At 76.2% G+C, this 25,941-nt stretch carries 23 protein-coding genes and 1 tRNA gene; 11 read left to right on the plus strand and 13 right to left on the minus strand.

From position 1 onward, the window contains the following. Positions 1–322: LPXTG cell wall anchor domain-containing protein (locus AQJ30_RS39435; RefSeq protein WP_245727002.1), on the plus strand; the 322-nt coding region annotated here is incomplete at its 5' end. A gap of 65 nt (positions 323–387) precedes the next feature. On the opposite strand, the gene AQJ30_RS21210 is transcribed toward AQJ30_RS39435, so the two are convergent. Both AQJ30_RS21210 and AQJ30_RS21215 read right to left on the minus strand, forming a co-directional pair. Next, complete coding sequence (locus AQJ30_RS21210; RefSeq protein WP_067236384.1) at positions 388–1,662, minus strand: FAD-dependent oxidoreductase; 1,275 nt, start codon at positions 1,660–1,662, stop codon at positions 388–390. After that, complete coding sequence (locus AQJ30_RS21215) at positions 1,662–2,951, minus strand: carboxylate--amine ligase (RefSeq protein WP_067236388.1); 1,290 nt, start codon at positions 2,949–2,951, stop codon at positions 1,662–1,664. The genes AQJ30_RS21210 and AQJ30_RS21215 overlap by 1 nt, the downstream gene beginning before the upstream one ends. A gap of 137 nt (positions 2,952–3,088) precedes the next feature. On the opposite strand from AQJ30_RS21215, the gene AQJ30_RS21220 reads away from it, so the two are divergent. Next, positions 3,089–4,552, plus strand: a complete 1,464-nt coding sequence (locus AQJ30_RS21220; protein ID WP_067236390.1) for a glycoside hydrolase family 26 protein — start codon at positions 3,089–3,091, stop codon at positions 4,550–4,552. 28 nt (positions 4,553–4,580) lie between these two features. On the opposite strand, the gene AQJ30_RS21225 is transcribed toward AQJ30_RS21220, so the two are convergent. From AQJ30_RS21225 to AQJ30_RS21265, 9 genes are read right to left on the minus strand one after another with little or no spacing between them, the layout of a single operon-like run. Next, positions 4,581–5,741 (minus strand): GNAT family N-acetyltransferase, encoded by a 1,161-nt coding sequence (locus AQJ30_RS21225; protein ID WP_067236601.1) that lies wholly within the window; start codon positions 5,739–5,741, stop codon positions 4,581–4,583. A gap of 8 nt (positions 5,742–5,749) precedes the next feature. After that, entirely contained in the window at positions 5,750–6,409 is a 660-nt protein-coding gene (locus tag AQJ30_RS21230; protein WP_067236392.1) for a YveK family protein, read from the minus strand. Continuing rightward, positions 6,406–7,695 carry a glycosyltransferase gene (locus AQJ30_RS21235; protein ID WP_079084175.1) on the minus strand — a complete coding sequence of 430 codons (1,290 nt, stop codon included), beginning with the start codon at positions 7,693–7,695 and terminating at the stop codon, positions 6,406–6,408. The genes AQJ30_RS21230 and AQJ30_RS21235 overlap by 4 nt, the downstream gene beginning before the upstream one ends. Further along, positions 7,692–8,450, minus strand: a complete 759-nt coding sequence (locus AQJ30_RS21240) for a polysaccharide deacetylase family protein (RefSeq protein WP_067236394.1) — start codon at positions 8,448–8,450, stop codon at positions 7,692–7,694. Before AQJ30_RS21240 ends, AQJ30_RS21235 begins: the two co-directional genes overlap by 4 nt. Then, positions 8,434–10,152: a lipid II flippase MurJ gene (locus AQJ30_RS21245; protein WP_067236397.1), complete on the minus strand. Its 1,719-nt coding sequence runs from the start codon at positions 10,150–10,152 to the stop codon at positions 8,434–8,436. The genes AQJ30_RS21240 and AQJ30_RS21245 overlap by 17 nt, the downstream gene beginning before the upstream one ends. Then, on the minus strand, positions 10,149–11,510 hold the full coding sequence (locus AQJ30_RS21250) for an O-antigen ligase family protein (RefSeq protein ID WP_067236399.1): 1,362 nt from the start codon (positions 11,508–11,510) through the stop codon (positions 10,149–10,151). The genes AQJ30_RS21245 and AQJ30_RS21250 overlap by 4 nt, the downstream gene beginning before the upstream one ends. Positions 11,511–11,515: 5 nt before the next feature. Next, positions 11,516–12,934 (minus strand): exopolysaccharide biosynthesis polyprenyl glycosylphosphotransferase, encoded by a 1,419-nt coding sequence (locus AQJ30_RS21255; protein ID WP_067236401.1) that lies wholly within the window; start codon positions 12,932–12,934, stop codon positions 11,516–11,518. Continuing rightward, the gene (locus AQJ30_RS21260; protein WP_067236404.1) at positions 12,931–14,103 is read right to left on the minus strand and encodes a glycosyltransferase; all 1,173 of its coding nucleotides are present in this window, start codon (positions 14,101–14,103) and stop codon (positions 12,931–12,933) included. Before AQJ30_RS21260 ends, AQJ30_RS21255 begins: the two co-directional genes overlap by 4 nt. Before the next feature lie 55 nt (positions 14,104–14,158). Further along, positions 14,159–15,256: a DUF3344 domain-containing protein gene (locus AQJ30_RS21265; RefSeq protein WP_067236406.1), complete on the minus strand. Its 1,098-nt coding sequence runs from the start codon at positions 15,254–15,256 to the stop codon at positions 14,159–14,161. 345 nt (positions 15,257–15,601) lie between these two features. Here AQJ30_RS21265 and AQJ30_RS21270 point away from each other — a divergent pair, with 345 nt between their 5' ends. The 6 genes from AQJ30_RS21270 to AQJ30_RS21295 all read left to right on the plus strand — a co-directional run bounded on the left by AQJ30_RS21270 (position 15,602) and on the right by AQJ30_RS21295 (position 19,886). Next, positions 15,602–15,841, plus strand: coding sequence for a chaplin (locus tag AQJ30_RS21270; RefSeq protein WP_067236408.1), 240 nt, complete (start codon positions 15,602–15,604; stop codon positions 15,839–15,841). Between the two features lie 297 nt (positions 15,842–16,138). Continuing rightward, positions 16,139–16,990: a hypothetical protein gene (locus tag AQJ30_RS39440; RefSeq protein ID WP_067236411.1), complete on the plus strand. Its 852-nt coding sequence runs from the start codon at positions 16,139–16,141 to the stop codon at positions 16,988–16,990. A gap of 252 nt (positions 16,991–17,242) precedes the next feature. Continuing rightward, positions 17,243–17,518 carry a hypothetical protein gene (locus AQJ30_RS21280; RefSeq protein ID WP_067236413.1) on the plus strand — a complete coding sequence of 92 codons (276 nt, stop codon included), beginning with the start codon at positions 17,243–17,245 and terminating at the stop codon, positions 17,516–17,518. A 291-nt stretch (positions 17,519–17,809) separates the two neighbouring features. Next, positions 17,810–18,322, plus strand: coding sequence for a hypothetical protein (locus AQJ30_RS21285; RefSeq protein WP_067236415.1), 513 nt, complete (start codon positions 17,810–17,812; stop codon positions 18,320–18,322). A gap of 216 nt (positions 18,323–18,538) precedes the next feature. Further along, positions 18,539–19,036: a tyrosinase family oxidase copper chaperone gene (locus AQJ30_RS21290; RefSeq protein WP_067236418.1), complete on the plus strand. Its 498-nt coding sequence runs from the start codon at positions 18,539–18,541 to the stop codon at positions 19,034–19,036. Further along, positions 19,020–19,886, plus strand: coding sequence for a tyrosinase family protein (locus tag AQJ30_RS21295; protein ID WP_067236421.1), 867 nt, complete (start codon positions 19,020–19,022; stop codon positions 19,884–19,886). The genes AQJ30_RS21290 and AQJ30_RS21295 overlap by 17 nt, the downstream gene beginning before the upstream one ends. 146 nt (positions 19,887–20,032) lie before the next feature. On the opposite strand, the gene AQJ30_RS21300 is transcribed toward AQJ30_RS21295, so the two are convergent. Then, on the minus strand, positions 20,033–20,362 hold the full coding sequence (locus tag AQJ30_RS21300; RefSeq protein WP_067236422.1) for a chaplin: 330 nt from the start codon (positions 20,360–20,362) through the stop codon (positions 20,033–20,035). 221 nt (positions 20,363–20,583) lie between these two features. After that, positions 20,584–20,659: transfer RNA gene (locus tag AQJ30_RS21305), tRNA-Arg, on the minus strand. A gap of 322 nt (positions 20,660–20,981) precedes the next feature. On the opposite strand from AQJ30_RS21305, the gene AQJ30_RS21310 reads away from it, so the two are divergent. The 3 genes from AQJ30_RS21310 to AQJ30_RS21320 all read left to right on the plus strand — a co-directional run bounded on the left by AQJ30_RS21310 (position 20,982) and on the right by AQJ30_RS21320 (position 25,808). Further along, complete coding sequence (locus tag AQJ30_RS21310; RefSeq protein ID WP_067236425.1) at positions 20,982–22,589, plus strand: dynamin family protein; 1,608 nt, start codon at positions 20,982–20,984, stop codon at positions 22,587–22,589. Between the two features lie 174 nt (positions 22,590–22,763). Next, positions 22,764–24,959, plus strand: a complete 2,196-nt coding sequence (locus tag AQJ30_RS21315; protein WP_425424167.1) for a YfjP family GTPase — start codon at positions 22,764–22,766, stop codon at positions 24,957–24,959. 312 nt (positions 24,960–25,271) lie between these two features. Beyond that, positions 25,272–25,808 carry a single-stranded DNA-binding protein gene (locus tag AQJ30_RS21320; protein ID WP_067236428.1) on the plus strand — a complete coding sequence of 179 codons (537 nt, stop codon included), beginning with the start codon at positions 25,272–25,274 and terminating at the stop codon, positions 25,806–25,808. Positions 25,809–25,941 lie beyond the last annotated feature (133 nt).

Raw genomic sequence — 25,941 nt, forward strand, 5'->3', positions numbered from 1 at the left:
GGGCTACGGCTCCGACGACTCCGGCTACGGCTCGACCGGCGGCCACACCCCGCCCGACGAGGACTGCCAGGAGACCCCGCCCGGCGGTGGCGACCACACGCCTCCTCCCGGCGGTGGGGACCACACGCCTCCCCCCGGCGGCGGCGAGACCACCCCGCCCGGTGGCGGTGACCACACCCCGCCCGGCGGGCCGCAGGAGCAGCCGCCCACGCTGCCCCACACCGGGGCCGAAGGGCTGCTGGCCGCCTCCGGGTTCAGCGCGGCGCTGATCACCTCGGGCGCCCTGCTGTACCGGCGCGGCCGCGCGGCGTCCCGCCGCTGACCCACGGGGTGCCGGACGCCCCGCGCCCGGCACCCCGCCCGCCGTTCCCCGCCGGCCGGCCCGCTTCACCCGGGCCCGGCCACCCCCACGCCCTCCCGCAGGTCCCGGCCCGCCGGGACGTGGGCCAGGCCGCCCGGCGGGGAGCCGCGCAGATGGCGCCGTACGCCTCGCAGCAGGGTCCGCGCCGTGAACGTGGCGCCATAAATGAAGCGCATGGACGGCCCGAAGGCCGGGGCGGTGATCAGACCCGCCAGGAACAGGCCGGGCCGGGTGGTCTCGAACGTGTGGCCCACCACCGGGGCGCCGTCCGCCGTGGTGGCCAGGTCGGCGCGCAGGTCGGGTGACAGCAGGGCCAGTCGGTCGAGGGTCGCCCGGAAGCCCGTGGCGGCGATGACGTGCTCGGTCTCCAGGTACCAGGGCGAGCGGCCCGCGCCCGGGGTGTCCAGCTCCGGGCGGACGCCACCCGGCACCGGCCGTGCCCCGGTGACCCGGTGGGCCGTCAGCACCTCGACGGCGCCCTCGACGCGCTCGCGGATCCACCACGCGCCCGCCGGTCCCAGGGCCGTGGCCGCGATCCGGGACCGGGTGGCCCCGGGCAGGCGGCGGTACAGGCCCTGCCGTTCGGCGTAGAACCAGTTGCGCCAGCCGCAGCCCAGCCCGCTGTGCGGGGAGCGCAGGGAGCGGGTGCGGGGGCGGTCCAGGGGCGGCGGGACGTCGTTCCAGCGCAGCCGGTCCGCGCGGGCCAGGACCCGTACCCGGGTGCCCTGTTCGGCCAGCAGCGCCGCCGTCTCCAGGGCCGCCTGGCCGCCGCCGACCACCGTGACGTCCCGGCCGCGGAAGCGGTCCAGGGCGCTGTGGTGGCTGCTGTGCGACACCAGGGCGGGGTCCAGGGTGCGCAGGACCGGCGGGACCTCCACGAACGGCAGCACGCCGACCGCGAGCACCACCGCGCGGGCGGCCACCCGCTCGCCGTCCTCCGTGACCGCCTCGAAGCCGCCGGGCCGGGCCGTGACCCGGGTGATCGTGCGCTCGTCGACCGCCGGGACGGCGTGGCGGGCGAACCACTGCCCGTACGCCGCGAACGTCTCCACCGGGATCGGCGTCCCGTGACGGGCCGTCATGCCCCGCTCGGCGCAGTAGCTCTCCAGCCGCAGCCGGCCGGCCGGGTCGGAGAGGTCGGACGCCCACGGCTCGGACTTCAGGAACATGCCCCGGGGCATGTGGTCCCGCCAGGACGCCATGGGCCGCCCGAACACCCGCGGGTCCAGCCCGGCGGCCGCGGCGTGGGACGCGATGGACAGGCCGTACGGGCCGGCGCCCACCACCAGGAGGTCGTGCATCAGCGTCGGCCCGCCTTCTCGTCGTCGCTCGGCCCGGTCGCGGCCCCGGGGCCGGGTGGTGCCGTCTGCCGTACCACCCGGGGAGTTCCTCCGGAGCGCGCGGCGGCGGCGGTCCGGCGGCGCAGCCGCGCCAGCAGCCGGCCGCCGACGTGCCGGCCCCACAGCCCCCACATCGCCCGCCCGGGCGCGGTGTCGTCGCGGGCGCCCCAGGCCAGCTCGCGGCCGGCCGGGGCGGGCCGCAGCGCGGTGAGCGGGGCGTAGTTCTCCACCACGAACAGCCGGCCGGGCAGCGGCCGTCCGTCCGGCAGGGGACGGTGCGTCAGGTCGAGGTGCTGGGCGCGGACGACGTCCAGCCCGGCCGTGTCGGTGAACAGCCGGAACTGGGCGCCGGGCCGGGGGTTGAAGTCGAGCAGGTGGTAGCGGCCGGTCGTGCCGCAGCGGCGGAAGTCCAGGTCGAAGATGCCCCGGTAGCCCAGGCCGTCGGCGAGCCGCTCGGCCAGCGCCTGCACCTGAGGGTTGGGCGCCCAGGTGCCGGCCGCCGTCAGCCCCGCCGCGCGCGGCCAGGCCAGCAGCTTGCGCCCGGGGCCGCCCGCGCGCACCGCGCCGTGACGGTCGGCGTACCCGTGGAAGAACCAGTCGCGGTCGGCGCCCGGCGGCAGGAACTCCTGGAGCAGCAGCCGGCTGCCCGCCTCGGCACCGCGCGCGTACAGCTCGCGCGCCTCCCGCGGGCTGCGCACCACCAGCGTGCTGCGCAGTCCCGCACCGGCCGGCAGCAGCCAGGGGCGGCTCCACTTGGCGACCACCGGCAGCCCCAGCCGCCAGGCGGCCGCAGCGGCCTGGGCGGGGCTGTCGGGGACGACGGTCGTCGGGTGCGGCACGTCCGCCGCCGCGCACAGCCCCGCCAACTCCGCCTTGTCGGCGACCCGCTCGGGCAGGTCGCCCGGCTGCTGCGGCAGCAGGAAGGCGGGCGCCAGCCGCGCGCGCAGCCTGCTGACCGCGACCGCGCCCGCGTCGTCCATCGGGATCAGCACGGCGGGCCGTTCGACCCGCGCGGCCACCCGCAGCAGTGTGGCAGCGACCTCATCGAGGCCGGCGCCGGGCGGCGGCGGGGGATGCAGCTGGCGCACGAACCGGGAGGCGCGCACGGGACTTCCCGTCACGTCCGCGACCAGGTGCACGTCGACGTCGGCTCTGCCGAGCGAGCGCACGGCACCCAGCGTTCCGTGGTGAAAGGGGTTCCGGTCGATCCGCAGCAGTACGGCGGGGACGCGGGTGTCGAGCAGGGACACGTACCAATTTCCTTCGGTCGGTTCACCGGAGCGGCCGAGCGGAACACTCGAATGCCGTAACGGCGGTGGCGTACTTCCTTTTCGTGTGACTTTCATGTGACTGGCCGTCAGTAATGCGGCGTGAGGAAGGAGCAGGCATGACCCCACAGCAGCGCGGCGTCCGCTCGCGGCGGCTGACCGTCGTGGCGGCGGCGCTCGTCGCGTCGGCAGCCCTGGCGTGCGGACCTGGATTCGCCGCGGGCGCGGGGGTGACGCGGGTCGCCGACCCGCCCGCTCCCACCCCGGCCGTCCCGGCCCCGCCCGCCACCGCACAGACTCCGGCCCCGCAGGCCCCGGTCCCGCAGGCCCCGGCCCCGCAGGCCCCGGTCCTCCTGGCCCCGGTCCCGGAGACACCGGCCCCGCAGAACCCCGTCCCGCAACTCCCGGCGCCCGTGACCCCGGCCCCCGTGCCCCCGGCCGTCACCCCGGCGCCCGGGACGTCCGCCGGGCCCGGGCCGACCCCGGCGCCGCCGCAGCGCCCCGCCTTCGGCGCCTACCTCGACTACGGCCCCCTCGGCGTCGCGCGGATGGCCCAGCTCAGCACCTGGCTCGGCGGCGCCGAGCTGCGCGTCGGGCACACCTACCTGCCGGGCGACCGGTGGAGCAACATCGAGGGCCGGCCCGGCTTCCTGGACGTCTGGGCGCACTGGCGCCGCGAGAAGGCCGACCGGATGCTCGTCCTCAACGTGCCGATGATGGAGCGCAACGAGGACGGCGTGTCCGACGCCGAGGTGCGCCGCCTGCTGCGCCGGGGCGCCGACGGCGAGTTCGATCAGCACTTCAAGGCCCTCGCCGAACGGCTGGTCGAGCTGGACGTGCCGGACACGGTGCTGGTGCTCGGCTGGGAGATGAACGGCATCACGTACACCCATCGCTGCGGCCCCGACCCCGAGGCCTGGAAGACGTACTGGAACAGGATCGTCACCGCCATGCGGTCCGTGCCCGGCCAGCGGTTCAAGTTCGACTTCGCGCCGAGCCGCGGCCGGGACGCCGTTCCGTGGCCGCAGTGCTACCCGGGGGACGACACGGTCGACATCGTGGGAATGGACTCCTACGACCAGCCGAGCGGCCTCACCTTCGACCAACAGGTGAAGGAACCGTACGGCCTCCAGGAACACGTGGAATTCGCCGAGAAGCACGGCAAGGCCATCTCCTATCCCGAATGGGGCCTTTTCCGCAACGGCGACAACGCCACCTACATGCGGGGCATGCTCGCCTGGATGGACGCGCACAAACCGCTGTACAACACGCTGACCGACTACTGCCCGCACGGCGTCTGGCAGTGCCGGCAGAACCCGGAGGCGTCGGAGGTCTACCGCGCCGTCCTCTCCGGCCGCCCCGCCGTCCCCACCCTGCTGCCGTCCACGCCCGCACCGAGCGCGAGCGCGCAGCCCGCGACGCCACAGCCCGTGACGCCGCAGCCCGCCGGACAGCCGGTGCCCCAGCCGTCGCCGTCCGCGGCGCCCGCCCGCTGCTCGCCGCTGGACCTCGGCGACTGGGTCGAGTACTGGCTCGGCGGCAAGCTGTGCGTCCGCCTCGACTGGTACTCCCGCCGGCACTGACCGGGCCGCGGGTGGCGGCGGGCCCGGCTCAGGGCCTGCCGCCACCGGTGTGCTCCTTCGCCCGCCCGCGCGCCTCCCACCGGCGCACCACCTCCTTGCCCCGCTGTCGCGCCGCCGCGTCGCACAGCGCCGCCTGCAGCAGCGGGGCGGTGCGCCGACGGGCCATCAGCAGCCGCTGGCTGACGACCGTCTCGGGCCGCCAGTGGTGCTTGTACGGCTCGTCGCCGCGCAGCAGGCTCAGCGTGTCGTGGCCGCCGTCGCGGGTGTGCTCGGTGCAGGCGTCCAGCAGCATCACCGCCACGTCGGCCTTGCGCTCGCGCAGCCGGGGGTGGGCGCCGTACAGGTAGCCCCCGGCCAGGCGCGGCGACAGCAGGGTCAGGTCGACGGCCACCACCTCGCCCTCCAGCAGGAACTCGGTGACCACCGCGTCCCCGGAGCGCACCATCGCCCCCGCCGCGCGCACCAGGTGCGCACGGAACCGGGGCCGCAGGTGCTCGCCCGTCACCTTCCGCCCCTGCCACTGCAGCGCGTGCAGCTCCAGGAGCCGGCCCAGGGCCCGGTCCACCTCCCGCGGGCCGACCGGACGGCGCTCCACGCCCAGCGCGGCCAGCTTGCGCAGCTTGGCGCGCACCCGCTGGGCCTTCGCCGACGGCAGCCGCGCCAGCAGCTCCTCCATCGGCACCGCGGGCAGCTCCAGGCACACCGAGTCGTCCACCCGGTGCCGGGGCCCGCGCCAGCGCGCGTAGACCCGCTCGACCGCGCCGCCGGGGCGGACCTCGCGGAAGTCGACGAGCGCGGTGCGGGCGGCGGCGGCCAGCCCGTCGGTGAGCGCGGCGACGGCTTCCTCGCCGCGCTCGTCGTCGACCAGCACGTCCGCGTAGTCGGAGACGGCCCCGCCGAGCGGCACCAGCGCGGGCAGCGGACGGCGCACGGCCGTCAGCGGGGCCGCGGCCAGCAGGTCGCCGCCGTCGCGCACCACCAGCAGCCGCAGCCGCCCGGGCGTGCCGTACGAGCGCCACCAGGCGTGCAGCCAGGCGTGGTGCTGGAACGGCGTGGCCGTGGGGCAGCGCCGGTACAGCCGTCCCCAGGCGGGCGCGAGGTCGGCGAACGCGGCCTCGTCGGTGAGCAGTTCGCACACCGTCCCCGAGCGGCGCGCCGGGCGGGCGGTGCCCGGGAACGTGCCCGTCAGCGCCGCGTTCACAGTGCCCCGTGCGCGTCGGCGGCCACGGCCGGTCCCGGTACGGCGGCCGGGCGGCCGGGCTCCTCCTCGCGCGCCCGCTTCGGCCGGACCAGCAGCACCAGGCCGCCCAGCAGTCCGCCCGCGCTCGCGCCGACCAGGCCGGTCACCGCGGGCGACGCGGACGACGGCCCGGACGGCTCGACGGCCCGGGCGAACTGCTGGAGCCGGACGTTGGTGGCCCCCTGGCTGTGGGACGCGTACTGGGTCAGGGCGCGCGAGACGGCGTTGGCCATGTCGGCGGCCACGTCCGCCCGGTCGGCGTTCGCGGTGACGGCGACCATCGGCGCGTCCGGCGAGGTCGCGGTCTGCACGTCGCGCTGGAGCGTCGCCGCCGGCACCCCGGCCCACACCTGGGCGTCGCCGAGCACCGCGAGCTGGGTGGCGACCCGTCCGTAGGCCTGCGCGAAGCCCAGCGCGGACGCCGGGTCGGACTTCTCGGTGGGGACGGCGACGACGTAGGCCGTGGCCGTGTAGACGGGCGGGTGCAGCGCGCCGTACGCGGCGCCGAGCAGACCGCCCGTGACGACGCCCGCCGCGAGCAGCGACCACGGCGGGAGCGTCCTGACCCGCGCGAGCCGACGGGACCGGCCGTGCTGCCGGGTGGTGTTCTCGGTCATGACGAACTGACTCCCTGGGGTGACGGGGACGGGGGCAGTGACGGGGACAGTGACGAGGAAGGGGACAGCGACGAGGAGGGGGATGGTGACGGGGCCGGGGACGTGTGGGAGGCGGGGGACGCGGGGGTCACGGGGGCCGTGGGGGGCCGACCGGCCGCGGACGGGAGCGGGCGGCCCTCGACGACCGCCGTGTACACCTCCGTCAGCCGGGCCGCGCTGCGGGTGATGTCGTAGTGCCGGGCCGCCTCGGGGGCCTCGCGCGGGCGGGGGCCCCGGGCGCGGGCCTCGGCGACGGCCCGGGCGAACGCGTCGGGGCCGCCGGTGACGCGCCGCGCGCCGGGCGCGGCCTGCGGGGGCAGGTCCTCCACGGCGGGGCAGGAGGCGAACAGCACGGGCAGTCCGGCCGCGAGCCCCTCCACCACCGCGAGGCCGAACGCCTCCTCGGGGGACGGCGAGGCGAGCAGGTCCATCGCCGAGACGAGGGACGGCAGGTCGGGGCCCGGGCCGCCGTCGGGCAGGCCGGGCCGCTCGCCGGTGAACAGCACCCGGTCGGCGACCCGGGCGTCATGGGCGGTGCGCCGCAGCACGTTTTCCTCGGGTCCGCCGCCGACCAGCACCAGCCAGTGGTCCTCGGGCAGCCGGGCCAGGGCGCGCACCAGGACGTCGAAGCGCTTGCCCGCGGCCAGGCGGCCGATCCCGCCCACGACGAAGGCGCCCGGGGGCAGCCCGAGCCGCTGCCGGGTCCGCTCCCGGGCCGCCGGGTCGAAGCGGAAGCGGGCCAGGTCGATGCCGTTGGGCACGACCTCGACGCGCGAGGCGGGCACGCCCCAGCGCGTGAGCCGTGCGGCGACCGTCGGCGAGACGGCGACCGTGGCCCGGCCCAGCCGCTCGCCGGCCAGGTACAGCGCCCGCACGCCCCGGGTCAGCGGGCGCCCCTCCATCTGGGAGTCGCCGAGGGAGTGCTCGGTGGCCACGACCGCCCGCACCCCGGCGAGCCGCGCGGCCAGCCGGCCGTACAGACAGGCCCGGTACAGGTGGGTGTGCACGAGGTCGTACCGGCCGGAGCGCACCAGCCGGGCCAGCCGGGGCAGGGCGGCCAGGTCGCGGTTGCCCGCCATGCCGAGGTGGGTGACGGCGACGCCGTCGGCGGCCAGCCCGTCGGCCACCGCGCCCGGGTGGGTGAGCGTCACCACGTCGCAGTCGACGGGCAGGTGCCGCAGCAGCAGCCGCAGTTGCTGCTCGGCGCCGCCCACCCCGAGCCCGGTGATGACGTGCAGCGCCTTCACGGCTGCGCCGCCACGGGACGCCGGCGCAGCCGGTGCAGCCGGTACTTCAGGAACAGCCGCACGGCCGTGTCGCGCTCCCCGACGTGCAGCCGAGGCAGGGCGTGCGGGCCGGTCAGCGGGCCCGGGTCGATGGCGCACGCGTACGCGTACCCGGCGGCGCGCACGGCCTCGACGACGCGGTGGTCGACGGTCCCGTACGGGTAGCAGAAGCCCGCGGGCTCGGTGCCGAGCAGGTCGCGCAGCGCGGCGCGGCTGCCGGCGGTCTCCGCCGCGAGGGTGGCGTCGTCGACGCGGGTGAGGTCGAGGTGGGTGAGCCCGTGCGAGCCGATCTCGGTGCCCGCGTCGGCCGCCGCGCGGATGCCGTCGGCACTCAGCAGCGGCTTGCACGGGCCGGGCCGGTCCCAGGCGTTCTCCCCGCCGAGCCGGCCGGGCAGCACGAACAGGGTCGCGGTGCAGCCGTGGCGGGCGAGCAGGGGCAGCGCGCCGGTGAGGAAGTCGGCGTACCCGTCGTCGAAGGTCAGCCCGACCAGGCCGTGGCCGTCGCCCCGGGCGCGGGCGGCGAGGAGTTCGGCCATGGACACCCCGCGCAGGCCCCGGCCGCGCAGCCACGCCAGCTGCCGGTCCAGCCGCTCGGGTGTGACCGTCACCCGGTAGGGGTCGTGGGTGCGGTCGCCCACCGAGTGGTACATCGCCACCCAGGGGACCGGGCCGGGCGTCTGCGCCGGGCGTCGTGCGGTGTCAGCGGGAACGGACATGCGGCAGCCTCCGGAACGCGGAACGGACGGAACTCAGTGCGGTGTCGACGCCCTGGGCGCCCAGCGCCCGGCCGAGCGCCACGAAGACGGCGGTCACGGTGAGCGCCCCCGCCGCCAGGCCGGTGAGCGGGTCGCCGGGGCGGCCCGCGACGAGCGCCCCGGCGAGCGTGGCGGCCACGGCCGCGAGGACCGGCCGGGACAGCGCGCGCAGCAGGGCGCGGACCCGGACCGGTACGGCCCGCGGACGGCCGTGCCGGCCCGCGCTCTTGGTGCCGGTCAGCAGGACCAGCGCGGTGGCGGTGATGCCGGCCGCGTTGGCGGCGGCGATCCCGTACACGCCCCAGGGCCCCACGGTCAGCGCGCCGGCCAGGCAGGTCACGGCGATCCCGACGCCCATCGCGCCGACTGGGTACCAGGTGGCGCGGCCCGCCGAGAAGTAGGAGCGGGTGAGCGCCCCCACCAGCGTCTGGCCGAGCAGCCCGAGCGCGTACACCCGCATCACCCCGGCCGTCGCGGCGGTGTCCCGGGCAGTGAACGCGCCGCGCTGGAACAGCACCTCGATCATCTGCGGGGCGCACGCGATGACCGTGGCCGCGCCCAGCAGCACCACGCAGGCGGCCAGGGCCACGTCCCGCTCCACCCGGCCGCGGGCCCGTTCGGTGTCCCCGTCGGCGAGGGCGCGCGCGACCACCGGGAAGGTGACCGTGCACAGCATCAGCGACAGGATCATCGGCATCTGCGCGACCTTCTGCGCGTAGTTGAGGTGCGAGATGGCCCCGGCGGGCAGCTGCGAGGCGAGGAACCGCTCGACCAGCACCTGCGACTGGCGGCACAGCGCGAACAACAGCACGCTCGCCACCAGCGCGGTGTCGAGCGGACGCGGCTCCTCGGCGGGCGCGCCCGCCCGCTGCCCGCTGCGCCGCCCCAGCTGCCGCAGCAGCGACGGCAGTTGTACGACGACCATCAGGCAACCGCCCACCGCCACCCCGGCCGCCGCCGCGCGCACCCCCCACCGGCCACCGAGGACGAGCATCCCGGTGATGATCCCGGCGTTGTACGCCACGTAGATCGCCGCCGGTGCCACGAACCTCCGGTGGGCGCGCAGGGCGGCGGAGCAGTACCCGGCGAGGCCGAAGCTGACCACACAGGTGGCGGTGAGCCGGGTGCAGTCCACGGCGAGGCCCGGGTCGGGCAGCCCCGGCGCGAGGACGTCCACGAGTGGGGGCGCGGTCGCCACCAGCAGCGCGCCGACGGCCACGAAGGCCAGCGACAGCCGGGGCAGCGTGCCCGCGACCAGGGCCCGCACCGGGTCCCCGCCGGCGCCCCGGGCCCGCCGGGACAGGGCGGCGCTGAAGGCCGGGATCAGCGCGAACGCCAGCCCGTCCTCGATCAGCAGGGTGGCGGCGAACTCCGGCACGGTCCACGCCACCAGGAAGGCGTCGGTGTCGCTGCCCGCCCCGAACAGCCGGGCCAGCGCCTGGTCCCGCACCAGCCCGAGCAGCGACCCGGCGAGCGACAGCCCGGCCGTGACGAGCGCGGCCCGCGCGAGGAAGCCCCGCGAGGGGGCGGCGAGTTCGGGTCCACCGGGGGACGGCTCGGCGGGCAGGCCCGGCGCCCCGGGTGACGAGGCGGCGGACGGCCGCACCGGCGGCACGGGCGCGGGTCCGTCCGCCGGGGGTGTCCGGGAGGGCGTCACCGTCATCGCGCGACGGCCTCCGGATCGCCCTGGGCCCCGGTGGCCGGCCGGCCGGCGGCGGCCGGTGCGGGCGGGCCGTCCGGCTCGGCCAGCGCCCACCAGGCGACGAGCCCCAGGCAGACGGCGGTCAGCACGGTCGAGGGGCCGCCGATGTCGGCGTACACGAAGTCGGTCAGCTGCCACACGAGCAGCCCGCAGGCGACCAGCGCACAGTCCAGGCCCGGCGCGCGGGAGCGGTGCGCGCGGCGCAGCCGGCCGAGCGCGCACACCAGCAGGGCCAGCCAGCCGCCCGCGAGGGCCAGCAGCCCGATCAGGCCCTGCTCGGCGAGGACGAGGAGGTACATGTCGTGCGGGGACAGCAGCGGCTGCCGTACGAAGCCGGAGCCCGCGCCCGCGGTGTCGCTGCCCGAGGACAGGGCCAGCGAGGCGTGCGCGTCCCGGTGTTCGGGGAAGCCCTTCAGGCCGACGCCGGTCAGCGGGTGCTCGCGCCACATCCCGGCCGCGGCCGCCCACATCGTGTACCGGTCGGTGACCGACTGGTCGGGGGCGTCGGTGACCTGGGTGATGCTGCTGATCCGCTCCTGGAGCATCGCCGAGCCGACGCCCAGCCCGCCGACCAGGATCACGCCCAGCGCGGCCACCACCGCGGCCACGGTCAGCGCCCGCCGCAGCCCCGCCAGCACCAGCTGGGCCGCACAGGTCACCGCGGTCGCGATCCAGGCGCCCCGGCTGAAGGACACCGCCAGGGGCAGCAGCAGGGCGCCCGCGCAGGCGGTCGCGACCAGCCGCTGCCGTACGTCGGCGCGGCCGAGCGCCAGTCCGACCGCGCAGACCAGGCCGAACGACACGACCGTGGCCATGCCCATCACGTCCTGCGGTCCGAAGGTGCCGACCGCGCGGAGGTCCTCGCCCTGGTAGGAGGCGCCGGTGCGGGTGACGTACTGGTGCACGCCGACCGCGCCCTGCCAGCCGGCGAGCCCCACGAACGACCAGGCCAGCAGCCGGAAGTCGGAGCGGTCGCGGACCAGCAGCAGCACGGCCGCGGGTACCAGCACGAAGACCTGGAGGTAGCGGCCGAGCCCGGCCAGGCCCTCGCCCGGCGAGGACGCGCCCAGCGCCGCCAGGGTCAGCCCGGCCACCGGGAGGCCCAGCACCACCGCGGCCCGGCGGGACAGCGGGCGCCTGCGCCGCCGCAGCAGCCGGACGGCGCAGTACAGCACGGCGAGCGCGGAGAGCGCGTCCGCCGGGCCCGCGCCGCCCTCGCCGCCGGGGGCGACGGGCAGCGCGACCAGCGCGATCACGGCCACCACGGGCAGTACCGGCGGCCAGGGCCGGGGCGACTTCAGCGGCAGGGCGAGGGCCATCGGTGTCAGCTCCCGGTGGGCCGCACCAGGGCGGCCGCGGTGCGCAGCAGGATGCAGACGTCCTGCCACAGCGACCAGTTGTCGATGTAGGCGTTGTCGAAGCGGGCCCGGTCCTCGATCGAGGTGTCGCCGCGCAGCCCGTGGACCTGGGCGAGCCCGGTGATGCCGGTGCGCATCCGGTGGCGGGCCGCGTAGCCCGGGTAGGTCTGGCTGAACCGGTCCACGAAGTAGGGCCGTTCGGGGCGCGGTCCGACCAGGCTCATGTCGCCCCGCAGCACGTTCCACAGCTGGAGCAGCTCGTCGAGCGAGGTCTGGCGCAGGAAGCGGCAGAAGGGGCTCATCCGCTGCTCGCCGGCCACGCTCCAGCGGGTCGCCGACTCGTGCTCGTCGACCGGGCGGTGGGTGCGGAACTTCAGCAGCGTGAACGGGCGCCCGTCCTTGCCGATGCGCTCCTGCCGGAACACCACCCCCGGCCCGTCGGTGAGCCGCAGCACCACCGCGCACACCAGCAGCAGCGGGCCGACCGCCAGCAGCAGGGTCCCGGACACGGCGACGTCCAGCAGCCGCTTGCCGAGGTCGTCCCGCTCGCGCGGCCCGAGGTCCAGCCGGCGGCGGGGGAACCCGGCGAGCCGGTCGGGGGCGGCGTACGACGGGCTGTCCGCGTCGACCTCCCAGACCGTGCAGCCCGACCCGGCGAGCGCCCGCAGCAGCGGGCCCTGCGCCGTGCGCGCGGAGGGGTGCACGCACAGCACCTCGCTCACCGCGTTCTGGATGAGCGCGCGCTGCACCTCCTCACCCGTCGTCAGCACGGGCAGCCCGCCGCCACCGTCCGGGTGGTCGGCGACGATGCCCACCGGCCGCACCCCGCACCGCGGGTGGCGCAGCACCGCCGCGGCGACACGCTGGGCGGTGGCGGCGGGGCCGACGACGAGCGCGGCACGGGGGCGGCGCAGCAGCGCCCGGCGGCGGACCGAGTGGACCAGGCAACGGCCCGCGAGGGCCGTCACCGCCTGCGCGGCGCAGCCCAGCAGCAGGGTGCGCGCGGACAGGGCGTGGGCCGGCGCGTACGCCGCGACGAGCGTGCCCAGCGCGAGCCAGGCCACCGCGATCCGGCCGCAGACGGTGGGCAGTTCGTCCAGCACCCCGCTGACGGGCCGGGCGCGCCGGACCCGCAGCAGCAGGGTGGCCGCCAGCAGCACGGCGACCAGGTCGGGGTGGCGCGGCGCCTCCGCGAGCGCGAGGGCGCCGCCCGCGAGGGCGGCCGCGCCGTCGGCCAGCAGCAGCGGCAGCGGGGAGGCGGGGCGCGTCGGGGGGCGCCGGACCGGGAACGGGAAACCCGCGCCGCTCGCGCGCCGCGGGATGACCGACACGGACGCGCGTCCGGGCTGTGCGCCGGGGGAGGGGACGGTACTTTCCGCAGTCACGAGGGGATGTACTCCCTGCACTCGGTGGGTACGGTGTGCGGCGCCGGCCCGGGGCCGAGGAGGTCGCGGTACACCTCCGCGACCCGTTCGGCCGTGTGCCGCACGTCGTGCGTGGACAGGACGTGACGGCGCCCCCGCGAGCCGAGCGAGGCGCGCAGCGGCGCGTCGAGCAGCAGCCCGGCGACGGCCCCGGCCAGTTCCGCCGTCCGTTCGGGGAGCACCAGGCAGGGGGCGGCGAGGTCGGCGGGCAGGCTCTCGCGGGCGCCGTCCACGTCGGTCGCCACCACCGGCCGGCCGCACGCCATCGCCTCCAGCGGGGCGAGCGCCATGCCCTCCCAGCGCGACGGCAGGACCACCAGGTCGGCGGCCTGGTACCAGGGCACGGGGTCGGCGACCGCCCCCGCGAACCGCACCGAGCCGGGCGCCCGGGCGCGCAGCGCGTCGCCGTCGGGTCCGTCGCCGACCAGGACCAGCCGGACGTCGGGCACCCGGCGCACCACCTGCTCCCAGGCGTCGAGCAGCACGTCCTGGCCCTTCTGCCGGCACAGCCGCCCCACGCACACCACCAGCGGGGCGTCCGGGGCGAGCTCCGGCAGCAGCGCCGCGCGCACGCCGGCGGCCGGGGCGGGGCGGAAGCGGCCGGGGTCGATGCCGTTGGGGACGACCACGGTCTCCGCGGCGGCGATCCCGGCCCGCAGTCCGGTCGTGCGTTCCGCCTCGCTCACGCACACCAGCCGGTGGGTCCAGCGCGCCCCGAACCGCTCCCACGCACGCGCGAGGGCCGCCGTCGTGCCGGCGACCGCCTCGAACGACCAGGCGTGCGGCTGGAACACGGTGGGGATCCGCCCGCGCACCGCGAGCCGCCCGGCCAGCCCGGCTTTGGCGCTGTGCGCGTGCACCAGGTCGGGCCGCACCTCGTCGACCACGCGCGCGAGGCGGCGCACCTCGCCCCACAGGGCGGGACCCGGCGCCCGCGTCGCCTCCCACCGCCGCACGTCCGCGCCCAGGGCCGTCAGGTCCCCGGCGAGCGGGCCGCCGGGGCAGGCCACCGCGACGCGCAGCCCGGCGGCGAGCTGCGCCCGCACCAGGTCCGTCACGACACGGGCGACCCCGCCGTCCACCGGCTGGGTCAGGTGCAGGACCCGGACCCCGGGTTCTGACTCGTGCATGGCGCGTCTTCCTCGCTCGGGCGGTGGCGCTCGGGACGGGCGGAACCGCGCCTGGTCACTTCCGGGCGTCGACGGCGACGAAGAGTGCGCCGGCCCACGCCGCGTCCCGGTGGGCAACGAGCCGTAGCGCCGCCTGGTCACCGCCGCGCGGCGATCCGGGCCTGAGATCGAACACGTCGGAGTCGTAGCCGAGGGTGTGCGCGTACGCCGGGACACGCGCCGCCGGAGCCTCCCCCGGCTCGCTGATCGTGGAGTTCAGTACGTCGTCCCCCGGATTGGCCGCGTCCGACAGCGGGGCCCGGTCCGGGTGACCGTTCGAGAACGTGAGCGAATCCCCCGTACGGCCGCGGTCGCCGTCGTACGCCACGAGCCCCACCCGCCCGCGCGCCCCCGCCGCGACGGGCCGCCCGTCCAGTCGGACCCGCAGACCCCGCGCGAGCGTGTCGAAGCCGTCCCACAGGGTCAGGTGGCGCACCGGCTCGGCGGGGTTCTCGTACGCGGCCACCAGCGTCCAGCCGCCCCACGCGCCCGCGGCCGAGCGGCCCTTGGCCACGTCGACCTGGGCGACCGTGTACAGCCCCGAGCCGCTGTCGCGGACCAGACCGGTGACGTCGGCGGAGGCCTGGAAGGCGTCGGCGTCGTCGCCGACGCGGTGGCCGACGACCGTGTCCGCGCGGACCGCCTTGTACCGGCCGCCCGGCTCGGCGACCAGCACCCGCCCGGTGTCGGTGGCGGGCTTCTGCTCGCCCACGCGCAGGTTGCCGCCCCAGTACAGCCGCGCGTACGTCACCTGGGAGCCGGGCGGCAGGCGGAGCTCGGCGCGGGAGGAGTTGTAGGTGTTCGGGTCGTCGTCGACGTCGACGTAGGACATGTCGAAGTCGTCGTTGGCGCCCGCCCGTCCGGCCCGTACGTCGGCGCAGCCCGCGTCGGCCGTGCGGCAGCTGATCGCGGTGTTGGCCGCGCGGACGAACCCGCCGTGCTGGGTGGCGCGGTGGCGCACGGTGAACGGCAGGCGCTGGGCCTCGGCGGCGGGGGGCGCGGGTGCGGGGGGCGGGGGAACGGCGGCCCGGGCGCCGGTGGGGGCCCAGAACGCGGCGAGGGCGAGCGCCCCCGCCGTCGCGCGGCGCAGCAGGGGACCGGGGAGGAGGCGCATGACCGGCGATGCCCTTTCGGAAGAAGCCCCCGCGCAGTGCGACCGCAACCGGCGGGGTGGGTTCCGCCGGCACACAGGGGTGCGTCGGATCGGCCGCAACTCTAGCCCTTGTCCGGATTAATCCGGTCATTTCAGGCATCTGTGTCGGAACGGTGTGCCGGACGTGCGCGACGTGTGCGGACCGGGCCGGGCGGTGCGGGGGAGCGGGCGGTGGGAGGGCAACCCCCCGGACGGCGGATCACTCCTTTGGCGGCACAACTCCCGGCGCGTCCACGCGTTGACACAGCGCCGGGCATCCCCGCCCGGGTGTTCGTCTGTGTCAAAACCCCCAAGGAGCACCTCTCCATGTCGCGTATCGCGAAGGGCCTGGTCCTGACCTCTGTTGCCGCCGCGGCCGTCGCCGGCGCCTCCGGCATCGCCGCCGCCGATGCGGGCGCGGGCGCCGTGGCCGCCGGCTCCCCGGGCGTCCTGTCCGGCAACGCCATCCAGGTTCCGATCCACATCCCGGTGAACGTCTGCGGCAACACCATCGACATCATCGGCCTGCTGAACCCGGCGTTCGGCAACACCTGCGTCAACGACTGACGTCGGTCACGACGCGTTCGTGGTCGAGCGGCCGCCCTTCCGCCAGGAGGGCGGCCGCTCGCTCGTGCGGGGGCGGTCCCGGGTTCGCGGCGGGCCGTGAGTGCTGCTCCGGACGGGGGTGCGGCGGAGGGCCCCGTACGGGGGTGCCGCCGAGGGCCCCCGGGTGAGGGGCCGCACCCCCGCGCCACCAGCGGTGATTCGCCCGAACGGCGGTCACTGACCGTACGCGCCGGTTGCGAAGGGTGACCACCCCTTCCACGGTGGGCTCAGGCCCTGCCCACCTGCGAAAGGAACACCATGCGCCGCCTGCCCGTCCGGCACGTCGCGTCCACCGCGCTCTGCGCCGCCCTCGTGATCGGGATCGCCGGCCCGGCCGCCGCCGCGGTCGGCACGGCCCGTGAGCACGCCCCCGCGGCGGCCCACGCGCCCGTCCCCGGCGCGGACGAGCTGCTCGCCCAGGTCAAGAGCCTCGGCGACCTCGGGACCGTACTCACCCCGGTCACCGACCTGCTCGCCGACGCCCTGAAATCCGACAGCGGTCAGCTCACCTCCGCCCAGGCGACCAAGCTGGGCGACGCGATCAAGGACGTGATCGCCCGGATCACGGCGACGAACGCGGCCGCGTCGGCCACCTCGTCCACACCGTCGGCGCCCTCCGTGGCCCCGTCGTCGTCCTCGGCGGACGAACTGCCGTACACCACCCTGCCGTTCCCGCTCGGCAAGAACGCCCACGACCGGGCGGCCGCCCACGGCAAGAGGGCCGCCGACCTCACCGACGAGGCCCTCGCCGACCTGCAGAAGCAGATCGACGTCCTGCTGACGGCGGTCACCTCCGGCAACGTCACCGACGTCGTCCCCGCGGCCACGGGCCTGATCTCCCGCCTGGTCAACCTGGTCACCGCGACGCTGCTCGGCAGCGGGCTCCCGGCCGCCGACCTGGCCGCACTGCCGTCCCTGCCCGACCTGCCGGCGACCCCCGACGCCCCGGTCACCCCCGCGCTGCCCGCGCTCCCCGACATCCCCGCGCTGCCGGAGACGCCCGCCGCGCCGGAGACCCCCGCCGTCGCCCAGGTCCCCGCCGCTCCGCTGTCGCCCGCCGCGGCGGCCGCCGTCTCCCAGCCGTCCACGCCCGTGGTACCCGCGACCTAGGCGACGCTGGTGCCGGTTCCGTCGATGCACCCCGGTCGCCCGGTGTTTCTCGCCGGGGAAAAGTCCGGCCGGGGTGCAGAAATTTTCTGCGTACGGGGTTTCCGCTGACACGGGACATCGTTAGACACGGCGTCAGACATTTCCCTGGCGACTTTCCTGGTGTCCCCGGCCCTTTCCCGGTGATTCCCCGGTGACGGGGCGCGCCGTGGCGCCGGGCCGCCGTCGAGCCCAGTCGCCGATGAAAGGAACCCGATGAAGTCCCTGAAGGCTGCCGCCGTCGTCGCCGGAACCGTCGCCCTCGCCGGCGCCGCCACGCCCGCGTTCGCCTACGACACCGCCGAGCTCACGCCCACCAGCATCAACGGCGCCTGGAACACGCTCACCAAGGGCCCGATCGACCTGATGCCGGTGCGCCACCAGTCGGACGCGCTGGACACCGAGAACAAGGACTCCGCGCTGAGCACCGTGAACAGCGCGACCGACGCGCTCAACGCGCACAACCCGCTGCTGGGCGGGCTGCCGCTGTAGGGCGGAGCAGGTTCCTCCCGTACGCAGGGCCGGTCCCCGGGACCGGCCCTCGGTCGGTCGGGACGGATCTCCCCCGAGGCCCCCGAGGCCCCGAGGCCCCCGAGGCCCCCGAGGGCCCAGGGAGCCCGGGCCGCCCGGGATCCGATCGTGGGATTTCCACAGCAGCCGACGATCCGGACGATCGGAGCATTGGTGCGGCCGGGGGAATTGTGAACTGGTGACGTTTTCCTGCTCGTTACTCGCTACGCACGCACACAGCCCGCTTGAACTCCGAAAGGGTCCGTACTCGCGATGAAGTCGACCACCCGAGGAACCCTCGCCGCAGCACTCATGGCGGCCGCGGCCGGCGCCGCCGCCGCGACCCCCGCCGCCGCGGTGGGCACGGTCCCCGTCCCCCTGCCGCTGGGCGGCGTCGAGAAGTCCCTCCACGTGGAGCTGCCCGAGGTCACCGGACAGGTGCCCGTGCCGAAGCCGGGCGCACCCGACGGCCCCCGGTACGTGGAGGGCCGGCTCCTCCCGGAGCGGGTGGTCCCGCGGCTCCCCGTCAGCGCCGGACTGCCGGGCCTGGACGCGCGTGCCCCGCTGCCGCAGGTCCTCGGCGACGACTTCGACCACGCCGGCGTCGACGCCCCCGCCTCCGACCTGCGCACCCTCGGCCCCGGCCTGGCCGTGGACGCGCCGCTCACCCCGCCCGACGCCGACCACTTCGGCCTGCCCGACCTCAAGCTCCCCCAGGCCGGCGTGCTCACGCCGGTGCTGCAGGGGGCGCCGACGGCGGACCTGGGGCTGGGCAGCGGGCTGTAGTCCAGCGTCCGTCCGCCTCCCCTGCCCACCTGCCCTCCTGCCCACCTGTCCGCCCGTACGGGCCCGGGCCCGCTGTCCGGGCCCGTCGGCCTGTCCCGGCACGGACGGACTTCCCCGGCCCGCTCGGGCCGTTCGGGGGGCCGGCGGTGACCCGGGGGCCCGGTTCGCGGTTACCGCTGTGAACACCCGCAACCGGACCGGACGTAGGAGTGCAGCATGGTCGTTGGCGTCGGTGGACTGCCCGTGGGATCGGAACGCCCCGTACCGGACGCGGGGAGAGCGCGGCGTGCGCCGGGGACGCGCCGCAGGGACGTGCTGCGCGGGCTGTTCGGCGCCGGTGCCGTCGCCGCGATCGCCCCGGCGGTGGCCGCCTCCCGGCCCCCGCGCGCGGGCGGGGGCGACGGCCCGGGCGCCTCGGGCTTCGACCTGACCTACCGGGGCCGCCACCTCGTGGGCGCCCCGGTCGCCCGGTCGGCCGCCGCCGGGGACGAGCAGTGGCGGGTCACGGTCGACGGACGGCCGCTGCACCTGATGCGCCGCGCCGACGGCAGCTGGCTGAGCATGGTCGACCACTACCGCTCGTACGACACCCCGCTGGACGCCGCGCGCGCCGCCGTCGACGAGCTGGGCCCGGGGGAGCACCTGCGCGACCCCGGTCCGGGTACCGCACACGAGCACACGGACATGGGGGGACGCCATGGTCTACACCCGTAAGGACGTCAGCAGGCTCACCGCGTCGGAGAAGCGCCGCTTCGTCAACGCGCTGCTGGCACTCAAACGCCGGGGCGAGTACGACGAGTTCGTGCGGATGCACATCGACCACTACGTCTCCGACGGCGAGGGCGGCCTGCGCGCGGCCCACATGGCGCCGTCGTTCCTGCCCTGGCACCGGCGGTTCCTGCTGGACCTGGAGCGGGCGCTGCGCCGCGTCGACTCCTCGGTGACGGTGCCGTACTGGGACTGGACCCGCCAGCGGTCGGCCACGTCGGTGCCGTGGACGAAGGACCTGCTCGGCGGCAACGGGCGGCGCTCCGACCACCGGGTGACCACCGGGCCGTTCGCCCACGCCACGGGCAACTGGCCGATCAAGGAGAACGTCACCGACGGCGTCTTCCTCACCCGCGACCTGGGGCGCGCGAGCAACCCGATCGAGCTGCCCACGGCCGCCGAGCTGGAGGGGGCGCTGCGGGACCCGGTCTACGACACCTCGCCCTGGGACTCGACGTCCACGCGGGGCTTCCGCAACAAGCTGGAGGGGTGGGGGAGCGGGCGGGGCAGTGCCGCCTGGCGCAACCACAACCGGGTGCACCGCTGGGTCGGCGGGAACATGGTCGGCGGCGCGTCCGTCAACGACCCGGTGTTCTGGCTCCACCACGCCTTCGTCGACCTGCAGTGGACCCGCTGGCAGCAGCGCCACCGCGACGCGCGCTACCTGCCGGCCCAGCCGCCCCGCTTCGGCGACCCGCAGCGGGACCGGGTCGTCGCGCGGCACGAGGACCTGCCGCCCTGGGGCGTGACACCGGCCCAGCTGGAGGACGTCAGCGGTATCTACCGCTATGCGTGAGACGCGCTGAGCGGCGCGGTGCTCTTTCGGTCATCTTCCGGAGCCCCGCGCTCCGCGCCGGGCTCCCCGCCCCGCGCGTGGAAGAGCCCCGGCGCTCGAGGTGCCGGGGCTCTTCCACGCACATGCGCGTGCGGTATGACGAACGGTCAGCCGCCGTAGCTCTGGCTGCCGCCGTGCTTGCCACCGCCGTGACGGCCGTGGCCGTCCTTGTCGTGGCCCTCGTCGCCCTTGTCGTCGCTGATGTTGGCGCAGGTGTTGCCGAACGCCGGGTTGAGTACGCCGACGATGTCGATGGTGTTGCCGCAGAGGTTGATCGGGACGTGGATCGGGACCTGGATGACGTTGCCCGAGATGACACCCGGGGAGCCGACGGCCGCGCCGCCCGCGTCCGCGTCCGCCATGGCCAGGCCGGTGCCGCTGAGCACCACGGCACCGGCGCCGAGTGCGACGACGGCTGCCTTCGCGATGCGAGACATCACGTTCTCCTTTGTGACTCGGTTCGCGCGACGGCATGAGGCGCCGCCGCACTCACCGTTCAACGCCGCAGATCAGGGCGGGTCACGGCCGCCCGGCCCCGCGTCACCCTTCTGCGCGGCGAGCGCGTCGCCCTGAACACACCGTCTCGGCCTGATTACGTGGGGTGCGCCTTCGAAGGGTGACGGTGCGGGGTCCCCTTGGGGGTTTCGCTGGTGGAAAGTGGCGCCCCCGGCAGGACTCGAACCTGCGGCCAAGCGCTTAGAAGGCGCCTGCTCTATCCACTGAGCTACGGGGGCCGGGTGGGATGGCCTCGTACGTGCTGCCCTGGTGGGGGCCGGTCCGTGACGTTGCCGGGGACAAGGATAGGGCTCCCGCGTCCTCGTCCCGGTTGCTTCGCCTCCGTGGCTCGATGTGGAGGTTCGGTGAAGCGGTTCCTGATAATCGCAGGCAGGTACGAATCGTGCAGCGCTTTTCGCGCCACGAAGGCCGGGTGTTGTGCACTCGTTATGCCTGACCCGTGCCCCTGTCCCGCTCGCCCCTTGTGCCCTTTCTGTCCGGTCGGCGCGCAGACATGCTCATATGCTTCATAAATCCCCCGAAGTTGGGCATTCTTCGCATGTGGTGACCTTGGACGTACGGCCTCAGCTGCTCGACGCACTCTCCGCCCTGCGCGACCGTGTCGCCGCCGCACGCTTCCCGCTGCCGCTGGCGGGGGCCCCACGCGCGCGTGCCAACCGCGACGAACTCCTCGCGCAGCTCGACGACTACCTGGTGCCCCGGCTCAAACAGCCGGAGGCCCCGCTGCTGGCCGTCGTGGGCGGATCGACCGGCGCCGGGAAGTCGACCCTCGTCAACTCCCTGGTGGGACGGCGCGTCAGCGAGGCGGGTGTGCTGCGGCCGACCACCCGCACCCCCGTGCTGGTCTGTCATCCGGAGGACCACCACTGGTTCAGCGGGATGCGCGTCCTGCCCGAGCTCACGCGCGTGTGGACGCCCCAGCGGGAGGCCGGCGACGACCTGTTGCTGCCCGGCGACGACGGACGGCGCGTGCTGCGCGTCGAGACCGTCGACACCGTACCGCCCGGCATCGCCCTCCTCGACGCGCCCGACATCGACTCGCTCGTGGCCGACAACCGCTCCCTGGCCGCCGAGCTGATCTGCGCCGCCGACATCTGGATCATGGTCACCACCGCCGCCCGCTACGCCGACGCCGTCCCCTGGCACCTGCTGCGCACCGCCAAGGAGTACGACGTCACCCTCGTGACCGTCCTCGACCGCGTGCCCCACCAGGTCGTCTCCGAGGTCTCCCGGCAGTACGGCGCCCTGCTCACCAAGGCCGGACTCGGCGACGTACCGCGCTTCACGGTGCCCGAACTGCCCGAGTCCGCCTGGGGCGGCGGGCTGCTCCCGGCCAGCGCCGTCGCCTCGCTGCGCACCTGGCTCGTCCACCACGCGCAGGACCCGGCCTCGCGCCAGTACGCCATGGCCCGTACGGCGCAGGGGGTCCTGAACTCGCTCAAGTCCCGCCTGCCCGAGCTGGCCAGCGCCGCCGCCGTCCAGTACGCGGCCGCCCTGCGGCTCACCACCGCCGTCGACGGCGCCTACGACAACGAGTACGCGCGCCTGCGCGGGCGGCTGCAGACCGGCGCCGTCCTCGCCGGTGACGCCCTCAAGCGCTGGCGCGCCTTCCCCCTCGACTGCACCGCGGGCGAACTCCTCGACGCCCTCGTGGAGAGCCTCGCCGCGCTGCTGCTGTGCGCGGTCACCGCCGCCGACGAACGCGTCGACCAGGCCTGGCGCCTGGAACCGGGGGCCGCCGCGCCCGAACTGGCCGACGCCGACCCCGCCGGCAGCGGAGCCGAGCACCGCATCGCGCTCGCCGTCCGGCGCTGGCGGCGCGAGCTGGAGGAGTACGCCGAGGAGGAGGTGCGCGAGATCGACCGCGGCGCCGCGCCCGACCCCGAGGTGGTCGCCGCGCTCGTCGCCACCGCCCTGCTGGGCGGCCGACGTGCGCGGTCGGCGGGCGAGGGGCTCGCCGGGCGCATCGGTGCCCACGGCGCGCTGCGGCTGCGCGACCGGGGCGGGCGACTGCTCTCCGAGCACCTGGACCGTGTGATGCACGCCGAGCGCGAGCGCCGCCTCGCCCCGCTCGACGGCCTGGACGTCCAGGCCGAGCCCCAGGCCGAACTGATCGCCGCGCTGTCCGTTCTGCAGAAGGAGAGGTGACCGGTGACCGCCGTCACTGACCAGGACCACGACCCGGCCCACGCGCACGCGCACGCGCACGTGCAGGAAGGGGCCGAGCGGACCGGGCCGCCGCGACCGGGGGGTGAGCCGGACGCGGGAGCCGCCGCCGGTGCCGCGTCGGGTACGGCCTCCGGTGCGGCTTCCGGTGCCGTCGTGGGGGCGGCGTCCTCGGGTGGCGAGGGGGCGTCGTCGGAGGACGGGGCCTCGTCCGGTGAGGGTGCTTCGTCCGGTGGAGGGGTCAGGGGAGGGGCGTGCGCGGTGAGTTCGGACGGTGACGGTGACGGGGACGGGGATGTCAAGGGCGAGGGCGATGGTGACGGTGGGCGTGATGGGGCGGGCGTTGAGGAAGGGCGCGACGGCGTGAACGGCGTCAAGGCTGTGGAGGGGAAAGAGCGGCACGCGCGGGGGGAGTCCGGGGACGCGTCCGTAGGGGTGAAGTCGGGGGGCGGTTCCGCGCCGGTGAAGGCGGCGGGCGCCTCGGGGCGGGTGGAGGCCGGTGACGGTGCCGCCTGCGAGAAGGCGGGCGGTGACCACGCGCGCGTGAACGGCGACAGCGGCCGCCCGCGCGGGAAGGGCGACGACGACTCGCCCCGTCGTACGGACCCCCCTGCGCCCCGCGCGGAGGACTCATCGCGGCGAGGGGACGACGTCGGGGTCTGGGACGACGGGCTGATCGCGCGGCGGGTGAGTGAGAACGCCGCCGCGGCCGCCGCCGAGCACGCGGGCGTGCGGGAGGCGCGCGGACCGGGCGCGCAGTCGGCGACCACGCTGGCGCTGGACGGCCCGTTGCGGTCCCGGCTCGACGCGCTGCGCGAGCTGGTGGGGCTCTCCCGTACGCGTGTCGACAGCAAGACCCTCGCCGAGGCCGGCAAGGTGCTGGACGAGGCGGCGTCCCGGCGGCGGCTGTCCGGCCGGCACACGGTCGTGGCCATCGCGGGCGCCACGGGCAGCGGCAAGTCCCAGCTGTTCAACGCGCTCGCGGGGGTCACCATCTCCGAGACGGGCGTACGGCGGCCCACCACCGCCTCGCCCATCGCGTGCAGTTGGAGTGACGGCGCGGGGACCCTGATCGACCGGCTCGGCATCCCGGGGCGGTTGCGCAGGCGGCCGGTGCAGAGCCCGGAGGCCGAGGCGCAGTTGCAGGGCCTGGTCCTGGTGGACCTGCCCGACCACGACTCCGCGGCCGTGCAGCACCGCGAGCAGGTGGACCGCATCCTGACGCTGGTGGACGCGGTGATCTGGGTCGTCGACCCGGAGAAGTACGCGGACGCCATGCTGCACGAGCGGTACCTGCGGCCCATGGCCGGGCACGCCGAGGTGATGTTCGTCGTGCTCAACCAGGTCGACCGGCTGCCCGGCGAGGCGGCCGAGCTGGTCCTGGACGACCTGCGGCGGCTCCTCGACGAGGACGGCGTGGCGCTCGGCGAGTACGGCGAACCGGGCGCCGCCGTGCTGGCGCTGTCCGCGCTCACCGGCGAGGGCGTCGGGGAACTGCGGGAGGTGCTCGGCCAGTTCGTCGCCGAACGTCAGGCTCCGGCGCGGCGCATCGCGGCGGACGTGGACGCCGCGGCGAGCCGGCTGCGGCCCGTCTACACGACCGGCCGGCGCGCCGGGCTCAGCGAGGAGGCGCGGGACGAGTTCGCCGCGCGGCTCGCGGACGCCGTCGGGGCCACCGCGGCGGGCGAGGCGGCCGAACGGGCGTGGCTGCGCAACGCCAACCGGGCGTGCGGCACACCGTGGTTGCGGCTGTGGCGCTGGTACAACGACCGGCGTGAGCCCCCGACCGGCCGGATGCGGCTGCGGCCACCGGCCGACGAGGAGGCGACGGCCCGGCAGCGCGTGGAACAGGCGGTGCGGAGCGTGGCCGACCGTGCCTCGGCGGGACTGCCCGTGCCGTGGGCGCAGGCGGTGCGCGAGGCCGCCGTGCGCGGGGCGCACGGGTTGCCCGAGGCGCTGGACGAGCTGGCCGCGCGGGCCGGGCTGCCGCCGGGGAAGCCGCCGCGGCCGGGCTGGTGGCCGGTGGCGGTGCTGGCGCAGGCGTCGATGACGATCCTTCAGATCATCGGCGGGCTGTGGCTGGTGGGGCAGATCGTCGGGTTCATGGCACCCAACCTCGGGGTGCCGGTGCTGCTGATGGTGGCCGGGATCGTCGGCGGTCCGGTGGTCGAGTGGAGCTGCCGGATGGCGGCGCGCGGACCGGCCCGCCGGTACGGCCAGGACGCGGAACGGCGCCTGCGGGAGGCGGCCGCGGGGTGCGGGCGGGCGAGGGTGCTGGATCCGGTGGCGTCGGAGCTGCTGCGGTACCGGGAGGTGCGGGAGCAGTACGGGAAGGTGGTGGGGGTGGGCTAGGGGGAGGGCGCGGGCCGCGGGGGTGGGCTGAGGGGGCGTGTCCGGACGGCGGGTGGCCGGCGGCGGGGGCTGTCCGCTCGTCCTGGTGACGGAGTTGTCCACAGGCTGTGGGCGGTCCACAGCGCTCGGCGGGCCCGGCCCCCGCGGGGGCAGTCTGGCTCCGCGGCGATCGCGAGGAACGCGGTCGGTCGTGGCGGAGCCGTGGCGGTGCGCGAGGTGATGGCGCGCCGCCACGGCGGACGCGGCCGTACGGGACGGGCCCGTGCGGGTGCCCGCCCGGCGCGGGGCGCGGGGCGGGGAGGGGAGCTGGACATGAACGAGACGATCGTGTGCGCGGTGGGGAACGTGGCGACGCAGCCGGTCTACCGGGAGTTGGCGTCGGGACCGTCGGCACGGTTCCGGCTGGCGGTGACCGCGCGCTACTGGGACCGGGAGAAGAACGCCTGGACCGACGGCCACACCAACTTCTTCACGGTGTGGGCCAACCGGCAGCTCGCCGCGAACGTGGCCACGTCGGTGTCGGTCGGCGAACCGGTCATCGTGCAGGGCCGGTTGAAGGTGCGCACGGAGACCCGCGAGGGCCAGCAGGCGTGGACGTCGGCCGACATCGACGCGGTGGCGATCGGCCACGACCTGTCGCGCGGTACGGCGGCGTTCCGGCGGTCGGTCAGGACGGAGCAGCCCGGGGCGCCGGGGACGCCGGGGATGGGCGCGGCGCAGCAGCCGGAGCCCAACTGGGAGACACCGGTGCCGGATACGGCGGCGGAGGCGGCCGCGGTGGCCTCTGTGGCCTCCATGGGCGAGGCGGCCGGGGCGGAGCCCGAGCGGGAGCCGGTCACGGTGACCTGAGCCCATCGGACCGGAATCCGTACGGACGTCCGGGTCGGCAGAAGGGCGACGTATCACCGTACTGACCCAATTGCACCGGTGCATGCGGGTGGATATGTCGATAAGCCCAGCTCAGGGGCGGCCCGCAACCGAT

It is taken from the genome of Streptomyces longwoodensis (assembly GCF_001514125.1).
GTDB lineage: Bacteria > Actinomycetota > Actinomycetes > Streptomycetales > Streptomycetaceae > Streptomyces > Streptomyces longwoodensis.